Source organism: Pseudomonas sp. PICF141, from assembly GCF_002286815.1.
Classification (GTDB): domain Bacteria; phylum Pseudomonadota; class Gammaproteobacteria; order Pseudomonadales; family Pseudomonadaceae; genus Aquipseudomonas.
Genome location: NZ_MUNM01000044.1, coordinates 1 through 18,198 on the forward strand (window position 1 = coordinate 1; position 18,198 = coordinate 18,198).

13 protein-coding genes are annotated in these 18,198 nt (G+C 58.9%); 6 read left to right on the plus strand and 7 right to left on the minus strand.

Annotated elements, in window-relative coordinates; all coding sequences use genetic code 11:
- The 3 genes from BZL43_RS11580 to treP all read right to left on the minus strand — a co-directional run.
- Positions 1–366 (minus strand): carbohydrate porin (locus BZL43_RS11580; protein ID WP_143517849.1); only part of this gene is annotated, 366 nt, incomplete at its 3' end.
- A 108-nt stretch (positions 367–474) separates the two neighbouring features.
- Positions 475–2,124: an alpha,alpha-phosphotrehalase gene (gene treC / locus BZL43_RS11585; protein ID WP_095632434.1), complete on the minus strand. Its 1,650-nt coding sequence runs from the start codon at positions 2,122–2,124 to the stop codon at positions 475–477.
- Positions 2,125–2,237: 113 nt separating this feature from the next.
- Positions 2,238–3,680, minus strand: a complete 1,443-nt coding sequence (gene treP, locus BZL43_RS11590) for a PTS system trehalose-specific EIIBC component (protein WP_095632435.1) — start codon at positions 3,678–3,680, stop codon at positions 2,238–2,240.
- A gap of 237 nt (positions 3,681–3,917) precedes the next feature.
- On the opposite strand from treP, the gene treR reads away from it, so the two are divergent.
- The gene (gene treR, locus BZL43_RS11595) at positions 3,918–4,622 is read left to right on the plus strand and encodes a trehalose operon repressor (RefSeq protein ID WP_095632436.1); all 705 of its coding nucleotides are present in this window, start codon (positions 3,918–3,920) and stop codon (positions 4,620–4,622) included.
- A gap of 98 nt (positions 4,623–4,720) precedes the next feature.
- Positions 4,721–7,726: a membrane-targeted effector domain-containing toxin gene (locus tag BZL43_RS11600; RefSeq protein WP_095632437.1), complete on the plus strand. Its 3,006-nt coding sequence runs from the start codon at positions 4,721–4,723 to the stop codon at positions 7,724–7,726.
- Positions 7,727–7,811: 85 nt separating this feature from the next.
- Here BZL43_RS11600 and guaA read toward each other — a convergent pair whose 3' ends face one another.
- The 4 genes from guaA to BZL43_RS11620 form a co-directional block, all read right to left on the minus strand.
- Positions 7,812–9,389: a glutamine-hydrolyzing GMP synthase gene (gene guaA, locus BZL43_RS11605; protein WP_095632438.1), complete on the minus strand. Its 1,578-nt coding sequence runs from the start codon at positions 9,387–9,389 to the stop codon at positions 7,812–7,814.
- Between the two features lie 126 nt (positions 9,390–9,515).
- Complete coding sequence (gene guaB / locus BZL43_RS11610; RefSeq protein ID WP_095632439.1) at positions 9,516–10,985, minus strand: IMP dehydrogenase; 1,470 nt, start codon at positions 10,983–10,985, stop codon at positions 9,516–9,518.
- Positions 10,986–11,216: 231 nt separating this feature from the next.
- Positions 11,217–11,765: a sugar ABC transporter ATPase gene (locus BZL43_RS11615; protein WP_095632440.1), complete on the minus strand. Its 549-nt coding sequence runs from the start codon at positions 11,763–11,765 to the stop codon at positions 11,217–11,219.
- 174 nt (positions 11,766–11,939) lie between these two features.
- The gene (locus BZL43_RS11620) at positions 11,940–12,707 is read right to left on the minus strand and encodes a sulfite exporter TauE/SafE family protein (RefSeq protein WP_095632441.1); all 768 of its coding nucleotides are present in this window, start codon (positions 12,705–12,707) and stop codon (positions 11,940–11,942) included.
- Positions 12,708–12,808: 101 nt separating this feature from the next.
- Here BZL43_RS11620 and BZL43_RS11625 point away from each other — a divergent pair, with 101 nt between their 5' ends.
- From BZL43_RS11625 to leuA, 4 genes are all read left to right on the plus strand, one after another.
- Positions 12,809–13,705 (plus strand): LysR family transcriptional regulator, encoded by an 897-nt coding sequence (locus tag BZL43_RS11625; protein WP_095632442.1) that lies wholly within the window; start codon positions 12,809–12,811, stop codon positions 13,703–13,705.
- Positions 13,706–13,843: 138 nt separating this feature from the next.
- The gene (gene xseA / locus BZL43_RS11630; protein ID WP_095632546.1) at positions 13,844–15,223 is read left to right on the plus strand and encodes an exodeoxyribonuclease VII large subunit; all 1,380 of its coding nucleotides are present in this window, start codon (positions 13,844–13,846) and stop codon (positions 15,221–15,223) included.
- 3 nt (positions 15,224–15,226) lie between these two features.
- Positions 15,227–16,048: a peptidoglycan DD-metalloendopeptidase family protein gene (locus BZL43_RS11635; RefSeq protein WP_095632443.1), complete on the plus strand. Its 822-nt coding sequence runs from the start codon at positions 15,227–15,229 to the stop codon at positions 16,046–16,048.
- A 452-nt stretch (positions 16,049–16,500) separates the two neighbouring features.
- Complete coding sequence (gene leuA, locus BZL43_RS11650) at positions 16,501–18,180, plus strand: 2-isopropylmalate synthase (RefSeq protein WP_095632446.1); 1,680 nt, start codon at positions 16,501–16,503, stop codon at positions 18,178–18,180.
- The last annotated feature ends 18 nt before the right edge of the window (positions 18,181–18,198 follow it).

The window sequence follows — 18,198 nt, forward strand, 5'->3', positions numbered from 1 at the left end:
GCTGGGCATGTTCGACCATTGCGCATACAGCTGCGGCATGCGCACCGAACCGTTATCCCCGTTGAACGTCAGGCTGCGGTCGTACTGGTTATACAGCGAGGCCATGCCGTCGACACTGAACACCGAGCCGTCGTCCAGGGTGAACAGATCCTGACGCAACTCCAGCTCCGCATACTGTTCGCATTCGTTACCCAACCGGTATTTCGACTGCGCGCCCGGTAATTGAAAGCACGACTGGGAGCTGCTGTTGACCGAGGTGCCGACACCGCTACGCATATAGCCGGCGAACTCCAGCGCATGGGCCGATAACGGTAATGCCAGGTATATGCCCGCCGCTACAAGGCTGCGATTTATTGTTGTTTTCAAAAACCACCTCATTATTTTTATTGTGTGATGCAGCAAAAATCGGCGCGCAAAACTCCCCCGCGCAGTGTTCTGCGTGTGCTTTTTAAACGGTGTTTTATTGGTTAAGCGTTAGTGGTCGCTCAGGTGCAGAACGAACGATTCATAAGGCCGCAAAAAGACCTGTCGGCTTCGATGCGGACTCTCCGGGTAGTTGCTGATGACCAGGCGTTGCGTCATCGCTTCACTGATCGCCTCTGGCGGCAATTCGACTTCGCACGGCGTGCCGTAGAAGTTGTTCAGTACCAGCAAACGCTCGCCATGCCCTTCGCGCACGTAGGCCCAGATTCGTGTGTGCTCAGGCAATAACTGCCGGTAAACACCGTCGGACATCAACGTTTCACTGCGGCGCAGGGCAATCAAACGACGGTAGTGATGCAACACGGAATCCGGATCGTCGAGTTGCTGCGCGACGTTGATCTGCGCCGCGTTGGCCGGTACACCGATCCAGGGTTCGGCAGCGCTGAAACCGGCGTTCGGCTCAGCGTTCCAGTGCATCGGCGTACGACCGTTGTCCCTGGACTTCTGCATGATCGCCGCCATGTTATCGGCGTCGCTGCTACCGGCTTCACGCTTGAGCCGGAAGATGTTCAGGGTTTCGACGTCGCGGTATTGATCGATGTGATCGAAGCCCGGATTGGTCATGCCCAGTTCTTCGCCTTGATACACGAACGGCGTGCCCTGCAAAAAATGCAGCGCCGTGCCGAGCATCTTCGCCGACACCACCCGATGTTCGCCATCGTGACCAAAACGCGAGACCACACGCGGCTGGTCGTGGTTACACCAGAACAGCGCGTTCCAGCCGCCGCCGGCCTGCATGCCGGTCTGCCAGTCGGAGAGGATGCGCTTGAGTGCGAGGAAATCGAAATCGGCGCGGACCCACTTCTGCAGGTTCGGGTAATCAACTTTCAGGTGATGAAAGTTGAAAGTCATCGACAGCTCTTTCGACTCCGGCCGCGAATAACGAATGCAGTGTTCCAGGCTGGTAGACGACATCTCGCCGACGTTGATCAGGTCATGGCCTTCGAACACTTCGCGGTGCATCTGCTGCAAGTAATCGTGAACGTTTGGGCCATCGGTGTAGAAGCGTCGACCGTCGCTGTTGTCCTCAGGGAAATCCGCCGGTTTGGAAATCAGATTGATCACGTCCAGCCGGAAACCGCCCACGCCTTTGTCGCGCCAGAAGCGCATCATCTTGAACACTTCGGCGCGCACTTGGGGGTTATCCCAGTTCAGGTCGGCCTGCGTGTGGTCGAACAGGTGCAGGTAATACTGACCGGTCTGGGCCTCGTACTCCCAGGCGGAACCGCCGAATTTGGATTCCCAATTGTTCGGCTGGTCACGCCAGATGTAGAAATCGCGGTAAGGGTTGTCGAGGCTGCTGCGGGCCTGCTGGAACCAGGTGTGTTCGATCGAGGTGTGGTTGACCACGATGTCGAGCATCAATTTGATCCCGCGCTTGCCGGCCTCGGCGATCAGCAACTCGCAGTCGGCCATGGTCCCGTAGCTGGGATCGATGGCGTAGTAATCGCTGATGTCGTAACCGTTGTCGCGCTGGGGCGAACGCAGGAACGGCGTGATCCACAGGCAATCGACACCCAGCCAGTGCAGGTAGTCGAGCTTGGCCACGACGCCGAGCAAATCCCCCGTGGGGTTGCCGGCGTGGCTGTGAAAACTCTTCGGGTAGATCTGGTAGATCACCGAACGTTGCCAATCTTGCATGGCGGGATTCCTTCAGTAAGTTTTGTACTGGCCTTGGGGCCTCTTCGCGGGCAAGCCTCGCGCCTACAGGGTTTTGCAATGTAGGAGCGAGGCTTGCCCGCGAATGCGATCTGTCAGGCGACCCGATACCCGGGCCGGACAATCCTCATGCTCAAACCGCAGGTCAGAACAAACGGCACGACCATGGCAATCACCATCCCGACCACGAACATCGGAATGAATTGCGGAATGATCGAGATGAAACCGGGCAACCCGCCAACGCCGATCGCCGAAGCCTGGACCTTGTTCATCGACAGGAAAATGCTGCCCAGCGCCGAGCCGATCAGGGCCGCATAAAACGGAAATTTGTAGCGCAGGTTGACCCCGAACATCGCCGGTTCAGTGATGCCGAAGTAAGCGGAAATCGCCGACGTCGAGGCCATGCTTTTGTCCCGCACACTGCGGGTCATGTAGAACACCGCCAGTGCCGCGCTGCCTTGGGCGACGTTGGACATGACAATCATCGGCCAGATGAAGGTGCCGCCCTGGGTCGAGATCAGTTGCAAGTCCACCGCGAGAAACATGTGGTGCATGCCGGTGATCACCAGCGGTGCGTAGAGCAGGCCGAAAATAGCGCCGCCGATCATGGGTGCCAGGTCGAACAGGGTGACCACGCCTTCGGTGATGAGAATCCCCAGATGACGGGTCACCGGGCCAATCACCGCCAGCGCCAGCACGCCGGTGACGACGATGGTGGTGATCGGCACCACCAACAATTGCACCGCATTAGGCACCCGCGCCCGCAGCCACTTTTCGATGACGCTCATCACATAGGCCGCCATCAGGATCGGCAGGATTTGCCCCTGATAACCGACCTTCTCGATCTGAAACATACCCAGGATGTCGAAGTACGGCAGGCTCTGCCCTTCAAGCCCAGCCACCGCTTTGCCGTAGTTCCAGGCATTGAGCAGATCCGGGTGCACCAGCATCAGGCCGAGCACGATGCCGAGGATTTCGCTGCCGCCAAAGCGCTTGGCCGCCGACCAGCCCACCAGTGCCGGGAGAAACACGAACGAGGTGTTGGCCATCAGGTTGATCAGGCTCCAGAGCCCGTCAAGCTTGGGGTAGGCGTCCAGCAGGGTCTTGCCCTCGATGAACATGCCCTTGGCGCCGATCAGGTTGTTGATGCCCATCAGCAGGCCGGCAATGATCAGCGCCGGAAGGATCGGCATGAATACGTCGGAAAACACCCGCACCAATCGCTGCATCGGATGGATCTTGTCCGCGCTTTTCTGTTTGACGTCGGCGATGGTCGAGGCGGCGAGACCGGTTTGCCGGCGCAGCTCGGCGTAGACCTTTTCCACTTCGCCGGGGCCGATGACTACCTGGAACAGGCCACCGGTATAGAACGAACCTTTGACCAGATCGATCTGGTTCAGCGTGGCGCTGTTCACCAGGCTCGGGTCCTTGAGGGCCAGGCGCAAGCGTGTGACGCAATGCGCGGCCTGCTCGAGGTTATCGCTGCCACCGAGGCTGTGCAGCAGCTCGGAGGCGATGTTCGGATAGTCGTGGCTCATGCTTGTTCTTCCGCTGTAGTTTTTTGTTATTGGCAGCACGCCGAAGCGAAAAGTACTCGTCTGTACGAGTTATTGCAACAACTCGTACAGACGAGTTTGGTTTTGTTTATCCTGAACCCGACAAGCGGCGATATTTCCTACCTCAAAAGTCGAAGAAACCTAAACCCGCATGGACAAACCCCTACCCTGCCCTTAAGGTTCAAAACCTTGAGCACAGCGCGGCACAGAGCCATCCCCATGAGTAAATACAACCAGATCTACAGCGATCTGCTTGCCAGCATCACGACCGAACGTCTGGAACGCGGCGCCCGATTGCCGTCCGAAACCGAACTGATGGACAGCTACCAGGCCAGCCGCGGCACCGTGCGCAAGGCCATCGAGCAATTGCAGGAGCGCGGCTTCGCCCAGAAAATCCACGGCAAAGGCACCTTTGTGCTGTCGACCAACCCGATCGAGTTTCAGCTCGGCGGCATCGTCAGTTTCCAGGAAACCTACCCGCGACTGGGCAACGACGTCAGCACCGAGGTGGTCGAGTTCACACAAATCCCCCTCGAAGGTCCACTGCTCGAACACATCAAGGCCGAACAAGGCAGCCTGATCACGCGGATCAAACGCGTGCGCCGGATCGACGGCAAACGGGTGATTCTGGACATCAACCATTTCGTCAGCGACGTGATTCCCGGCTTGTCCCGCGACATCGCCGAGCACTCGATCTACGCCTTCATCGAGCAAACCCTGCAACTGCAAATCGCCTACGCCCAGCGCACCATTGAAGCGGTGCCCCGCAGCAAGGACGACCAGCAACACCTGGACCTCGATGGCCAGAGCCATGTGATCGTGGTCAGTAATCAGACGTTTTTGCAGGACGGCCGGCAGTTCGAGTACACCGAGTCGCGGCATACGCTGGACAAGTTCTACTTTTCGGATGTGGCACGGCGCTGACGCTACACGGTACTGAATCCCAATGGGCATAACTATGTAGTGCACAGTCCTTGAGCGAACGGGTCATCCTCGACGCCCGTTTCTCAAGGATAGAGAGCATGACCCCGACCGAAATACGCCCACTGCCCAATGCCGCCGACAAGGCCGCGCTCAAGGCGATCGCCACCCGCATCATCCAGACCTGCCCCAGTCTGCAAGACACGGCTCACGAGGTCGCCCGTGATCTGCTGAAGAAATATGGCATCACCGATCTCGATCCGGATCGGGTGTACTTCCATCGCTTTGACGCCTCCCAAAGCAGTTCGAAAGCCTTCACCGGTTGGGAGCATGCCAAGGCCACGCCGACATCTTCCATGACCCTGACACAACTGGTGATCCACCGTTTCCGGGTTGCCGACCAGGACAACGCCGATCTGCTCGACGTGTATGCAGGCTTCTACACTGCCGGCCCGAACGCCGGCACGTTCGATGAAACCAATGAAGTACGCCTGCATGGCAACGAGGTACTGAAGGATTTCTGGAGCATTGATTTCTGTTCGCTGTACACCGACCGACTGACCGCCTTCTGGAATGATTCGGGCACTGATTTCCGCACACTGGCCAAGTGCAGCTTCCTCGGCAAAGCCGTGGAGGCACGGGACAAACGCCAGTTGAGCGACGAGGATTTCCAGTTCATCACCACTGCCGTCATCGGCCCGATCACCTGGCCGGTCAACCTGCAGTTGTTGCAGGCCCGACATCCCTGTTCTGACAGCGTTCGGACCCTGGATGTCGACCAATACACATCCACCCATATTCTTCGCTTCATCGCCCCCAAGGGCCGGCAAATTGTGTATCTGCCCGGTGAAGCCGATGCCTTCCAGGTGCTGGAAACCGCAACGGACATGCACTACTGGATGCTGCTGCGGATGAACAAAGAAGACGCTCGCCAAACATTCATGGCGCATTTTTCCCTGGCTGATCGACAGGATATCGCCGAGAACATCAGCGATATCATGAACCGGCTGGTCAGCACCTGGGGCAAGTACGACCATCACCTGATCAACCCAAAAAACCAGGCCATTACCGGCGATGCCTTCAATTGGCTAGGCGACTCGACCAAAGATGCGATGTTCACTGAAGCCCGACTTTCGCTGACCTCCGATGGCGATCTACGCAAAAAACTCTGGATCGGTTACCTCAGCGCCGGTGTGAAAGTGTTCGGCCCGATGGCGGTTGTCGGCTGGCCCGTCGCACTGCCGGTGATCGGCGCCAGCATCGCCAACCTGGGCCTGAACATTGATCAAGCGGTTAACGGTAATACCGCCGAAGAACGCAAGGCCGGCATCCTCGGCGCAGTGCTCAGCGGCATTGATGTGCTGTTCAATCTGCTTGTCATTAAAGGCCCGGGCGCACTGGAAGACATCGGCGCCGAAGTTAACGCTGCCGAGGCGAAGGAAATGGCCGAGCTGATGGAAGCGAATGCCCCCAAACCCGCCGCCGCAGTAACCGGTGAAGCGTCACTGATTGAAGAACTCACACCCACACTGCCAGAAACCCGGCAAAGCCCCATGGTGCCCGATCACTGGCAAGCCAATGAACTGCTCGAAGGCGAAACACCTGGTGCCGGGCCGGGGAAATTCCAGGGTATCTTCCAAGTCAATGCCAACCCTTCAACCGCCATCATGATGGACGATCTCGCTTACTACGTTCGCTATGAGAGTGATCTCAATGGCACAGGTCACTGGGCGATCATCGATCCGGAAAACCCGCACAGCTTCAGGGATTCGATTCCGGTACGCCTGAACGAGGAAGGGAAATGGCAAATAGTGTCGCGCAACGGGCTCAAGGGCGGTGGCAAGACGCCCGCCACTGCCGGCACGAGCACGGCACGGGAGCCCAACCGCGCACCGACGGTACCGCTGCCCGCCTCGGAATATGACGTTCCCCCTCAGTTGAAACCGCAGCTGGAGGACGGCGCTGCCGGGTCAGACGATGATGCGCTGCGAGATGCCTACGACAGCCTTGATGACTTCGATGCCCATAGAGACTTCAAAGCCATCAGAAAGCGTCTTTATCGTGATGCCATACGTTTCTATGCCGACCTCAACCTGCCCGAGCGGCCTCCCATTCCTCAATTGAACCCCAACGCCACAGCCGAGGAAATTATCGAAAAGATTTTCGACCATGCCCGAGGTCTGGTCATCGGCGAGAGCCATGACGGAATCGGCAGTAAACAATGGCTGATCGATAACATGGCACTGCTGGCCCGCAGAAATGTGAAAACCCTCTACATGGAACATTTGCTGACCGACTTTCATCAGGCGGCACTGGACTCCTTCGGGCAAACCGGGGTCATGTCAAAAGAACTGGAGCGTTACCTGAAAGTGCTCGATACCGGGAACATGACCGATCCGCTTGAACGCGATACGTTCCTCGGCCTGGTCAAGGAAGCCGGGAAACAGGGTATTCATGTGCAAGCCATTGACTGCATGGCCAGTTACAGACTCAACGGCATGGACATCGTCCCGGACCAGGAACGCTTTATCGACGAAACGGCGCGTCAGAAAATGATGAACTATTTCGCCAGATCAATCATTCGTACCGACCAGGCGGTTCGCGGCGCGCATAAATGGGTGGCGCTGATGGGCAACTCCCACTCCAACACCTTCGAAGGCGTTGCCGGCGTCAGCGAACTGGAAGAAGGCATCGGCATTCGTGTGGAAGACGTTGCCGAAGGAACCTCCCACGGTATTGAAGTCGATCCGGGGAAAATCCTGCCCATGGGCAACGATATATTCGATCGTACCGCACTGGTCAGGGGTGACTTACGCTTGCAAGTCGAAACGCCCTGGATAGCACAATCCATGACAGAGATCGAAGCTCTGTTATCTCACCAAGGTATGTACACCTTGAAGCTTCAACCCGGCATGACGTTTCTGGTTCACCGCAGCCGCAACAACTCAATCGTCCGCACCCTGATCCAAAACGATGGCGGCCGCTACTACATCGAACGCCCTAACTGGCCTTCGGTCAGTGGCAAACGCTATGGCGGTATCAAGGCACTTTTACAAGGGTTGGATGCGATGGGGCTGAAGCTGGCCGGGTGGTCGAAACCGCTGTAACCCGGGAACGAAAAAGCCGCGTGAAATCGAATTTCACGCGGCTTGTTCATGCTTCAGCGTTCAAGCCATCAAGGCTTGTGCGGGATCACTCCCACTCAATCGTCGCCGGCGGCTTGCTCGACACGTCGTAAGTAACACGGGAGATGCCTTCGATTTCGTTGATGATGCGGCCGGAAACGGTTTCCAGCAGTTCGTAAGGCAGGTGTGCCCAACGCGCGGTCATGAAGTCGATGGTTTCCACGGCACGCAGGGCCACGACCCAGGCGTAACGACGGCCATCGCCGACAACGCCCACCGATTTCACTGGCTGGAACACCACGAACGCCTGGCTGACCTTGTGGTACCAGTCGGCTTTACGCAGTTCTTCAATGAAGATGTGGTCGGCGCGACGCAGCAGGTCGGCGTATTCCTTCTTCACTTCACCAAGAATCCGCACGCCCAGGCCCGGGCCCGGGAACGGGTGACGGTAGACCATGTCGTACGGCAAGCCCAGCTCCAGGCCCAGACGACGGACTTCGTCCTTGAACAGCTCGCGCAGGGGTTCAACCAGCTTGAGGTTCATTTCTTCCGGCAGGCCACCCACGTTGTGGTGCGACTTGATCACGTGAGCCTTGCCGCTTTTCGCGCCAGCCGACTCGATCACGTCCGGGTAAATGGTGCCTTGGGCGAGGTACTTGATGTTATCCAGTTTGCTGGATTGCGCATCGAACACGTCGATGAAGGTACGGCCGATGATCTTGCGCTTCTTCTCTGGGTCGCTTTCGCCTGCCAGATTGTCGAGGAACTGGTCCTCGGCGTTGGCGCGGATCACCTTGACGCCCATGTTCTCGGCGAACATGGCCATCACTTGCTCGCCTTCGTGCAGGCGCAGCAGGCCGTTGTCGACGAAGACGCAAGTCAACTGGTCGCCGATAGCCTTGTGCAGCAACGCGGCAACCACCGAGGAGTCAACGCCGCCGGACAGGCCGAGCAACACGTTGTCGGTGCCAACCTGGGCGCGGACCTGGGCGATGGCGTCTTCAGCAATCTTCGAAGGGGTCCACAGGGCTTCGCAGCCGCAGATGTCGAGGATGAAGCGCGAGAGAATGCGACCGCCCTGCTTGGTGTGGGTCACTTCCGGGTGGAACTGCACGCCGTAATAGCGGCGCTCGTCACTGAACATGCCGGCAATCGGGCAGCTCGGGGTGCTGGCCAGGATGTGGAAGTCTTCCGGCAGTTTGGTGACCTTGTCACCGTGGCTCATCCATACGTCGAGGCCGAACAGGCCATCGGCGTCGATATGGTCTTCGATGCCATCGAGCAGGCGGCTCTTGCCGACCACATCAACGCGGGCGTAACCGAATTCGCGCAGATCGGAACCTTCGACCTTGCCCCCCAGCTGTTCAGCCATGGTTTGCATGCCGTAGCAAATACCGAAGACCGGAACGCCCAGGTCAAACACCGCTTGCGGGCAGCGCGGGCTGTCGGCTTCGTGCACGGACTCGGGGCCGCCGGCGAGAATGACGCCTTTTGGAGCGAATTCGCGAATCGCCTCGTCGTCCATGTCGAACGGATGCAGTTCGCAGTACACGCCGATTTCACGCACACGGCGGGCAATCAGCTGGGTGTACTGGGAACCGAAGTCGAGGATCAGGATGCGGTGAGCGTGAATGTCGAGGGACATGGGAAAGAACTCAAAAAGCAGTTGCTAGCTTCAAGCTGCAAGCTGCAAGTAGTCGGAAGCTGCGCGGTAGCTGCGTAATCGCAGTACCGCTTGCAGCTCTTAGCTTGTGGCTTATAGCTGTCGGCGTCAGCCGACCCGATAGTTTGGCGCTTCTTTGGTGATCTGTACGTCGTGAACGTGGGACTCGGCCATGCCAGCGCCGGTGATCCGCACGAACTCAGGCTTGGTACGCATTTCTTCGATGTCGGCACTGCCGGTGTAACCCATCGAGGAACGCAGGCCGCCCATCAGTTGATGGATGATGGCGCTCAGGGTGCCCTTGTACGGAACACGCCCTTCGATGCCTTCCGGAACCAGTTTCTCGGCGCCGGCCGAGGAGTCCTGGAAGTAACGGTCGGAGGAACCTTGAGCCTGGGACATGGCGCCCAGCGAACCCATGCCACGGTAAGCCTTGTAAGAACGGCCCTGGAACAGTTCGATCTCGCCTGGCGCTTCTTCGGTACCGGCAAACATGGAGCCCATCATCACGCAGGAAGCACCGGCAACGATGGCCTTGGACAGGTCACCGGAGAAACGGATGCCGCCGTCGGCGATCAACGGAACGCCGGTGCCTTCGAGGGCTGCGGCGACGTTGGCGATGGCACTGATTTGCGGGACGCCGACGCCGGCGACGATACGGGTGGTGCAGATCGAGCCAGGGCCGATACCGACCTTGACTGCGTCAGCGCCAGCTTCGGCCAGGGCCTTGGCGGCAGCGCCGGTGGCGATGTTGCCGCCGATGACCTGCACTTCAGGGAAGTTCTGTTTGACCCAGCGAACGCGGTCGATCACGCCTTTGGAGTGACCGTGAGCAGTGTCGACCACTACCACATCAACGCCAGCGTGGACCAGGGCAGCTACGCGGTCACCGGTGTCTTTACCGGTGCCGACCGCAGCGCCAACGCGCAGACGACCTTGATCGTCCTTGCTCGCCAGCGGATAGGCCTTGGCTTTTTCGATGTCGTTGACGGTCATCATGCCTTTGAGGGCGAATTTGTCATCGACGATCAGCACGCGTTCGATACGGTGCTTGTGCAGCAGTTCGCGCACGTCGTTCTTGTTGGCGCCTTCCTTGACCGTGACCAGACGCTCTTTAGGCGTCATCACTTCACGGACGGCGGCATCCATACGGTTTTCGAAACGCACGTCACGGGAAGTGACGATGCCGACCAGGTCGCCATCGTGCAGTACCGGTACGCCGGAGATGTTATGCAGGCGGGTGAGTTCGAACAGTTCACGAACCGTGGCGTCAGCCTCGATGGTGATCGGGTCCTTGACCACGCCGGCCTCGTACCGCTTGACCTTACGCACTTCGGCAGCTTGCTGCTCGATGGTCATGTTCTTGTGAATGATGCCGATGCCACCTTCCTGAGCCATGGCAATTGCCAAGCGGGCTTCAGTAACGGTGTCCATGGCAGCAGAAACCAGTGGAATATTCAGCTCGATGCCACGGGTAAGGCGGGTCTTGAGACTGACTTCGTTAGGAAGAACCTCGGAATAACCGGGCACTAAAAGAATGTCGTCGAAGGTCAGAGCTTCTTGGCTGATACGCAGCATCGCGGGGGCTCCCGAGCGGGAAAATGGAAGCGCGCCATTATAGTCAGACACCCCCTCGGGTTCAATGTAAAACTCTGTCTATTATCGACGCGGTGATCGACGGAGGTTTTGGCACACGAATCCCGTAGTAGCGAGGCTTGCCCGCGAAGGCATCGACTCGGTGCATCTGATGTACCGCAGCGATACCTTCGCGGGCAAGCCTCGCTACTACAGTACGGGACCAGCTCAGGTTTAAAGTTCGACTTTGACCCAGCTCACAGGTTGATCCAGCCAATCGGCGAATTCGTCGATGAAGCTCTGCGTGAACCCGGCCTCGAGCCAGTTGTTGAAGATGAAACCCAGGTTGGAAAAACCGCATTCCTGCAAGAACAGAAAGCCGTTGATGTCATCTTCATGCCCGCACTCAGGGCACGTGAAATTATCGGTACGCCCCGGCATCCAGTCTTCCAGGCTTTCGAACAATGCTTCGCCGATCTCCTTGCGGCACTCGGCGCAGCCGGCTTCTTCGAGAAACCCCTTGGCCGGTGTGTAGATGCAGCGCTTGGTGATGATTTCCAGGCCATTGACCGGCTCGCCGAACGGCAGCGCGTCAGGGTGCAAAACTACCGCGCGGGCACCGTCGGCGATGGCGTGGGCCATGCGATTGCCGGTGCGGCCACAGGTGGTCAGTTCTTCTTTAATGATGTTCTTGCGCACCAGCCAACGCACGACCGCCCGGGCCCGGGGTTCATGCACCGGCAGGGTGGAGATTTTCGGGACGATGATGCTTTGCGAGTTCATGGTGCAAGCCTACTGCGTCAAATGGATATTTCTGCGGTGTGTCGGATGACGCCTTCGCGGGCAAGCCTCGCTCCTACAGGGAAATTTATGGAACAACACCAATCCCTTGTAGGAGCGAGGCTTGCCCGCGATAACGCCAAGGCGGCCGGCAGCTTAATCCCTGACGAAATCCGGTCAAGTACTCAAGTAGCGCCCGATCAAGGCAATCCCGCTGGCCAGCACCAGCCAGGTCACCAGCCGCACGAATGTCTCGCGGGACAATTTCATGGTCAACCGCCGGCCGATCCACAAGCCCAGCGCCATCGCCGGCAACAAACACAGCGCCAATACCAACAAGGGTAGCTCGGCATACACACCGGCGATGGCAAACAGGCTCAAACGCACCACGGTGCTGCAACTGATCAGCGCACTCTGAGTCGCCCGGGCCGCGTCCTTGGGCAGCCGACTGTTCAGATAGATTGCATATAAGAAGCCGCCACTGCCAAACAGCGCCCCGAACATCCCGCCCACCGTGCCCATCGGCATTGCCCACCCGGCGGACAATTGCGCCGGACGGGTTTTAATCCACAAGCTGTAAATTGCATAAGTGCTGATAAACAACCCCATCAGCAGCAGCAAAACATCGGACTTCAGGTTCAGCAGAAAAATCACCCCCAACGTGCAGCCCACCGCCATGCACGGCAGCAGTCGCAGTAATTCGGGCCGCGCCACATCCCGCCGCGAGGGCAGCAGATTGCCGAATGCGGCGACGAAATCCAGCAACACCAGCAGCGGCACAATTTTCGACAGCGGCATGAACAGGATCAGAATCGGCCCTGCCACCAGCGCGGTACCAAAACCAGCAATGCCGAACACGATGTAGGCCAGCGCAACGCCCAGCCCAATCACCAGCCAATCCATCGCAACCCACGGCCATTGGTTTAACAACTCCAGCACATTCATCGACACCGCTTCCTATTTATTCCCGCGATGACTTTAGCCAGCGCCGAGCGTTGCGACTAATATCTTCAACGTCGACCACCCATCTCGAAAAGGCATACCTGGTGCTTTCAACTCGCCAATTGCGTTACTTCGTGGAAATCGCCGAGAGCGGCAGCTTCAGCGCGGCAGCCGAACGACTGTTTATTGCGCAATCGGCCTTGAGCCGGCAGATCAAAGACATGGAAACCCGACTGCAAACGCCGCTGTTCGAACGCACCGCGCGCCAGCCCCGTTTGACGGCGGCGGGTGAAGCCTTTTTGCCACGGGCGAGAAACCTGCTGAATGAACTGAGCAAGGCTAGCGAGATGGCCACCCAGGTGGGCAGCGGTCAACTCGGCGTGTTGCGTCTGAGTCACTCCAGCACGGTGCCCATGAGCGGTCGGCTGCTGCGAGGCATCAGTGACTATCTGGATCGGCACGCCGGTGTGTCGATGGACATCGTCAAGCTGTCCTCCGAGGCGCAACTGGAAGAGCTGGCCGAAGGTCGTCTCGATGTCGGTATGTTGCGCCTGCCGGTGTTGCGCCAGCGTGAAGGCGTGCAGATTGTTCCGCTGTACCGCGAGCGTCTGTTGCTGGCGGTGCCGCCGAATCATCGGCTGGCTGTGGATAAGTCCGCCCGAGGCATCGATCTGGCGCAGTTGAAGAATGAGGCGTTTATTTCCATCCCTCATCCACAGCGTGGCGGTTTGAGCTATCTGTCTGCCGAGTTGTGCATGCGCCAAGGATTCTTTCCTCAGGCGGCTCGAGTGGTGTCACGCAAAACCACGCAACTGCAATTGATCCAGGCCGGGTTCGGCATCGCACTGTTACCGGAATCGATGCAGGACATCGCACCGTCGGATATCCACTTTCTGCCCCTGGCCGACACGGATTGCCACAGCACCGTCGCCCTCGCCTGCCGGCAAAACCCCACGGCGCTGGTCCAGCAATTTGTCGAACACTTCACCCGATCGGCGTAGGAGCTGCCGAAGGCTGCGATCCTTTCATCTTCAGCAATTTCAGCCTCGCCGAAAATCAAGATCAAAAGATCGCAGCCTGCGGCAGCTCCTACAGGGGGATCGTGCATTGCGCAGGAGATTGCCTTTATCATGCGCCCCATGATTAAAGATCCCTTTGCAAGACTCGGCCTGGACCGGGAAGTCCTGACTGTCAGCCAGCTCAACGGCCGTGCGCGGGTGTTGCTCGAAGACGTGTTCAGCAACATCTGGGTCGAAGGCGAAATCTCCAACCTCGCTCGCCCGGCGTCCGGCCATGTGTATTTCACCCTCAAGGACAGCGGCGCCCAAGTGCGTTGCGCGCTGTTTCGGCAGAATGCCGCACGGGTTCGCCAGGCGCTGAAGGACGGTCTGGCGGTCAAGGTTCGCGGCAAGGTTTCGCTGTTTGAAGGTCGTGGCGACTATCAACTGATTCTCGACACCGTGGAGCCGGCCGGTGACGGTGCCCTGCGTTTGGCCTTCGACGCGCTGAAGGAAAAGCTCAGCGCCGAAGGCCTGTTCAGTGCCGAGCGCAAAGTGCCGCTGCCGGCGCACCCGCAACGCATTGGCATCATCAGCTCGCCCACCGGCGCGGTGATCCGCGACATTATCAGTGTGTTCCGCCGCCGCGCGCCGCAGATCCAACTGACGCTGATCCCCACCGCCGTGCAAGGCCGCGAAGCCACTGCGCAGATTGTGCGTGCACTGAAACTGGCGGACGCCCGTGGTTTCGACGCGTTGATCCTGGCCCGAGGCGGAGGTTCGCTGGAAGACCTCTGGTGTTTCAACGAAGAAGCCGTGGCCCGCGCGGTGGATGCCTGCGTGACGCCGATTGTCAGCGCCGTCGGCCACGAAACTGACGTGTCGATCAGTGACTTTGTCGCCGATGTCCGCGCCCCTACCCCCTCCGCCGCAGCCGAGCTGCTGGCGCCGGATTCCAGTGATCTGGTTCGACGCATCGAAAGCCTGCATCGGCGCCTGGTGATGCGCATCCGCGATCGCTTGATGCGCGATCGTATGCGTCTGGAAGGCATGACCCGGCGCCTGCGCCATCCCGGTGAACGACTGCGTCAGCAAGCACAGCGCCTGGATGATCTGGACATGCGCCTGCGTCGCGCGTTCGAACGCAGCCTCAATACCCGTCGCGAACGCTTGATCCGCCTGGAAACACGCCTCGCCGGTCAACATCCGGGGCGTCAATTGGCGATGCTTCGCCAGCGCCTCGACAGCCTCGCCGAACGACTGCCCCGGGCCATGCGCGAAGGGCTGAAATCCCGCCGCCTGCAACTGCAAAGCCAGATGCAGACGTTGCACGTGGTCAGCCCGTTGGCGACCCTCGCCCGTGGCTACAGCATTCTGCTGGACGAGCGCGGCAATGCGATTCGCAACGCCGCCCAGACCCATACCGGTCAGCGCCTGAAAGCCAAACTGGGTGAAGGCGAGCTGCAAGTACGCGTCGAAGACAATCACCTGACGCCTGTCACCCTTTCTTTACTGGATTGATCCATGCCGCGTTTTTTTGCTCCCTTGCTGTTGCTGTGCCTGACCTTCAATGCCCATGCCGACAGCTACATCACCCGCCTGTTGAACAAACCGGTGCCGGGCGGTGTAGCCGTCGTGGACCTGGGTACTTCGGCACAAGCACCGAAGGCCATGTATCAGGGCAAACCGGTGCTGGTGGTCAAGGAACAGAACAACTGGCTGGCCATTGTCGGCGTGCCGTTGACGGTCAAGCCGGGAGCCCAATCGATCAGCAGCGGCGCACGCAACCTGAGTTTCACTGTCGGCAGCAAGAAATACCCGGAACAGCGCATCACCCTGAAAAATACCCAGCAGGTCAATCCGGACCCGGAGAATCTCAAGCGCATCGAGCGTGAACTGGCCGAGCAGATTGCCGCCTATCGCACCTTCAGTCCAAACACTCCGAGCAATCTGCTGCTCGATAAACCGGTCAATGGGCCGCTGTCGAGCAAGTTCGGTGTGCGCCGCTTCTTTAACGGTGAAGAGCGCAATCCCCATTCAGGCCTGGATTTCGCGGTGGGCGCTGGCACGCCGATCAAGACCCCGGCCGCCGGCAAGGTGATTTTGATCGGCAATTACTTTTTCAATGGCAATACGGTATTCGTCGACCACGGCCAGGGCTTCATCAGCATGTTCTGTCACATGTCGAAGATCGATGTGAAGGTCGGCCAGCAACTGGCGCGCGGTGGAGTGGTTGGCAAGGTCGGTGCGACTGGCCGGGCGACCGGCCCGCATATGCACTGGAACGTCAGCCTGAATGATGCCCGGGTGGATCCGGCGATTTTCATTGGCGCGTTTCAGCCCTGAAGTATTGTGAGGCCAATGGCCTCATCGCCAGCAGGCTGGCTCCCACATTGGACCGTGTTCACAACACAACGCCCCTGTGGGAGCTAGCCTGCTAGCGATGACGTACTCCCAGACACTGAAATATCTCGACCGGCGCAATTGCGCACCTATCAAACCCCACGCAAAAATCACAACGATCGGTCGAATAAAACACAATAAAATCGCGCAAACCTGCGCTTTTCGAGTATTCCTCTCAATTTTTTTCGACTGCTTGCCATCCTTTCCCCCCGCGGTTAGGGTTGAAGGCATGAAAACCTCTCACACCCTCATTCAGCTTCGCCAGCACCGCAGTCTGTGCCTTGTCAGCGCACGACTGCCAGGTTGAATCGCGGTGCCTCGTCTTACGCTTTATCCCAATTTTTTGATCCACCGGCAGGCCGCCTTTTTTCGGCCCACACAATAAGGATTCCCCGATGAGCATGCTCAAAGACCCGTCTTCGAAATACCGCGCGTTCCCGACCATCGATATCCCGGACCGCACCTGGCCATCGAAGACCATCACCGCCGCGCCGATCTGGTGCAGCTCGGACCTTCGTGACGGCAACCAGTCGTTGATCGAGCCGATGGACGCGGTCAAGAAGCTGCGTTTCTGGAAAACCCTGGTGCAAGTCGGCGTGAAAGAAATCGAAGCCTCGTTCCCGGCCGCTTCGCAAACCGACTTCGACTTCGTGCGTACGCTGATCGAAGACGGCCACATCCCGGACGACACCACCATCCAGGTGCTGACCCAGGGTCGTGAAGACTTGATCGCGCGCACCTTCGAATCCCTGCGCGGTGCCAAGAAAGCCATCGTTCACCTGTACAACGCGACCTCCCCTTCCTTCCGCCGCATTGTCTTCAATCAGGACAAGGACGGGATCAAGGCCATCGCCGTAAACGCCGCCAAGCTGTTCGTCAAATATGCCGCCCAGCAGCCGGAAACCCAGTGGACTTTCGAGTACTCGCCAGAAACCTTCAGCGCCACCGAACTGGAATTCGCCAAGGAAGTCTGCGACGCGGTGATCGAGGTGTGGAACCCGACGCCTGAGCACAAAGTGATCCTCAACCTGCCTGCCACTGTTGAATGCGCCACCCCGAACATCTATGCCGACCAGATCGAATGGTTCGGTCGCCACATCAACCGTCGTGACAGCGTGATCATCAGCCTGCATACCCACAACGACCGTGGCACTGGCGTGGCCGCCACCGAGCTGGGCCTGATGGCCGGTGCCGACCGTGTCGAAGGTTGCCTGTTCGGCAACGGCGAGCGTACCGGTAACGTCGACCTGGTGACCGTGGCCCTGAATCTGTACACCCAGGGCGTAAACCCTGAGCTGGACTTCTCCGATATCGACGGCGTGCGCAAAGTCGTTGAAGAGTGCAACCAGATCCAGGTGCACCCACGTCACCCGTATGTCGGCGACCTGGTTCACACCGCGTTTTCCGGCTCGCACCAGGATGCGATCCGCAAGGGCTTCGCCCAGCAGCAACCGGACGCCCTGTGGGAAGTGCCGTACCTGCCGATTGACCCGGCCGACATCGGCCGCAGCTACGAAGCGGTGATTCGCGTCAACAGCCAGTCGGGCAAGGGCGGTATCGCTTACCTGCTGGAACAGGAATACGGCATCAACTTGCCGCGCCGCATGCAGATCGAGTTCAGCCAGGTCGTGCAGCGTGAAACCGATCGTCTGGGCCTGGAAATGACAGCCCAGCAGATCCACGCCTTGCTGCACAGCGAGTACTTGCAGGCCAACACGCCGTATGCGCTGGTCAGCCATCGCTTGCAGGAAGAAAACGGTCACAGCGCCGTGGAAGTGGAAGTCTCCAGCAAAGGCCAGGGCGAAACCAACCTGCATTGGCGCGGCAAGGGCAACGGTGCTCTGGAAGCGCTGGTGGCCGGTCTGCCGATTCCGGTGGAAATCATGGACTACAACGAACATGCCATCGGCGCGGGCACCAATGCCAAGGCTGCGGCCTACATTGAACTGCGCGTAAACGGTGAACGTGCGGTGCACGGCGTCGGCATCGACGAGAACATCACCACCGCCAGCTTCAAGGCCCTGTTCAGCGCGCTGAATCGCTCCTTGAGCCAGCCGGAAGCGAAAGCGGCGTAAGGCTGCGCTGCAATGCAA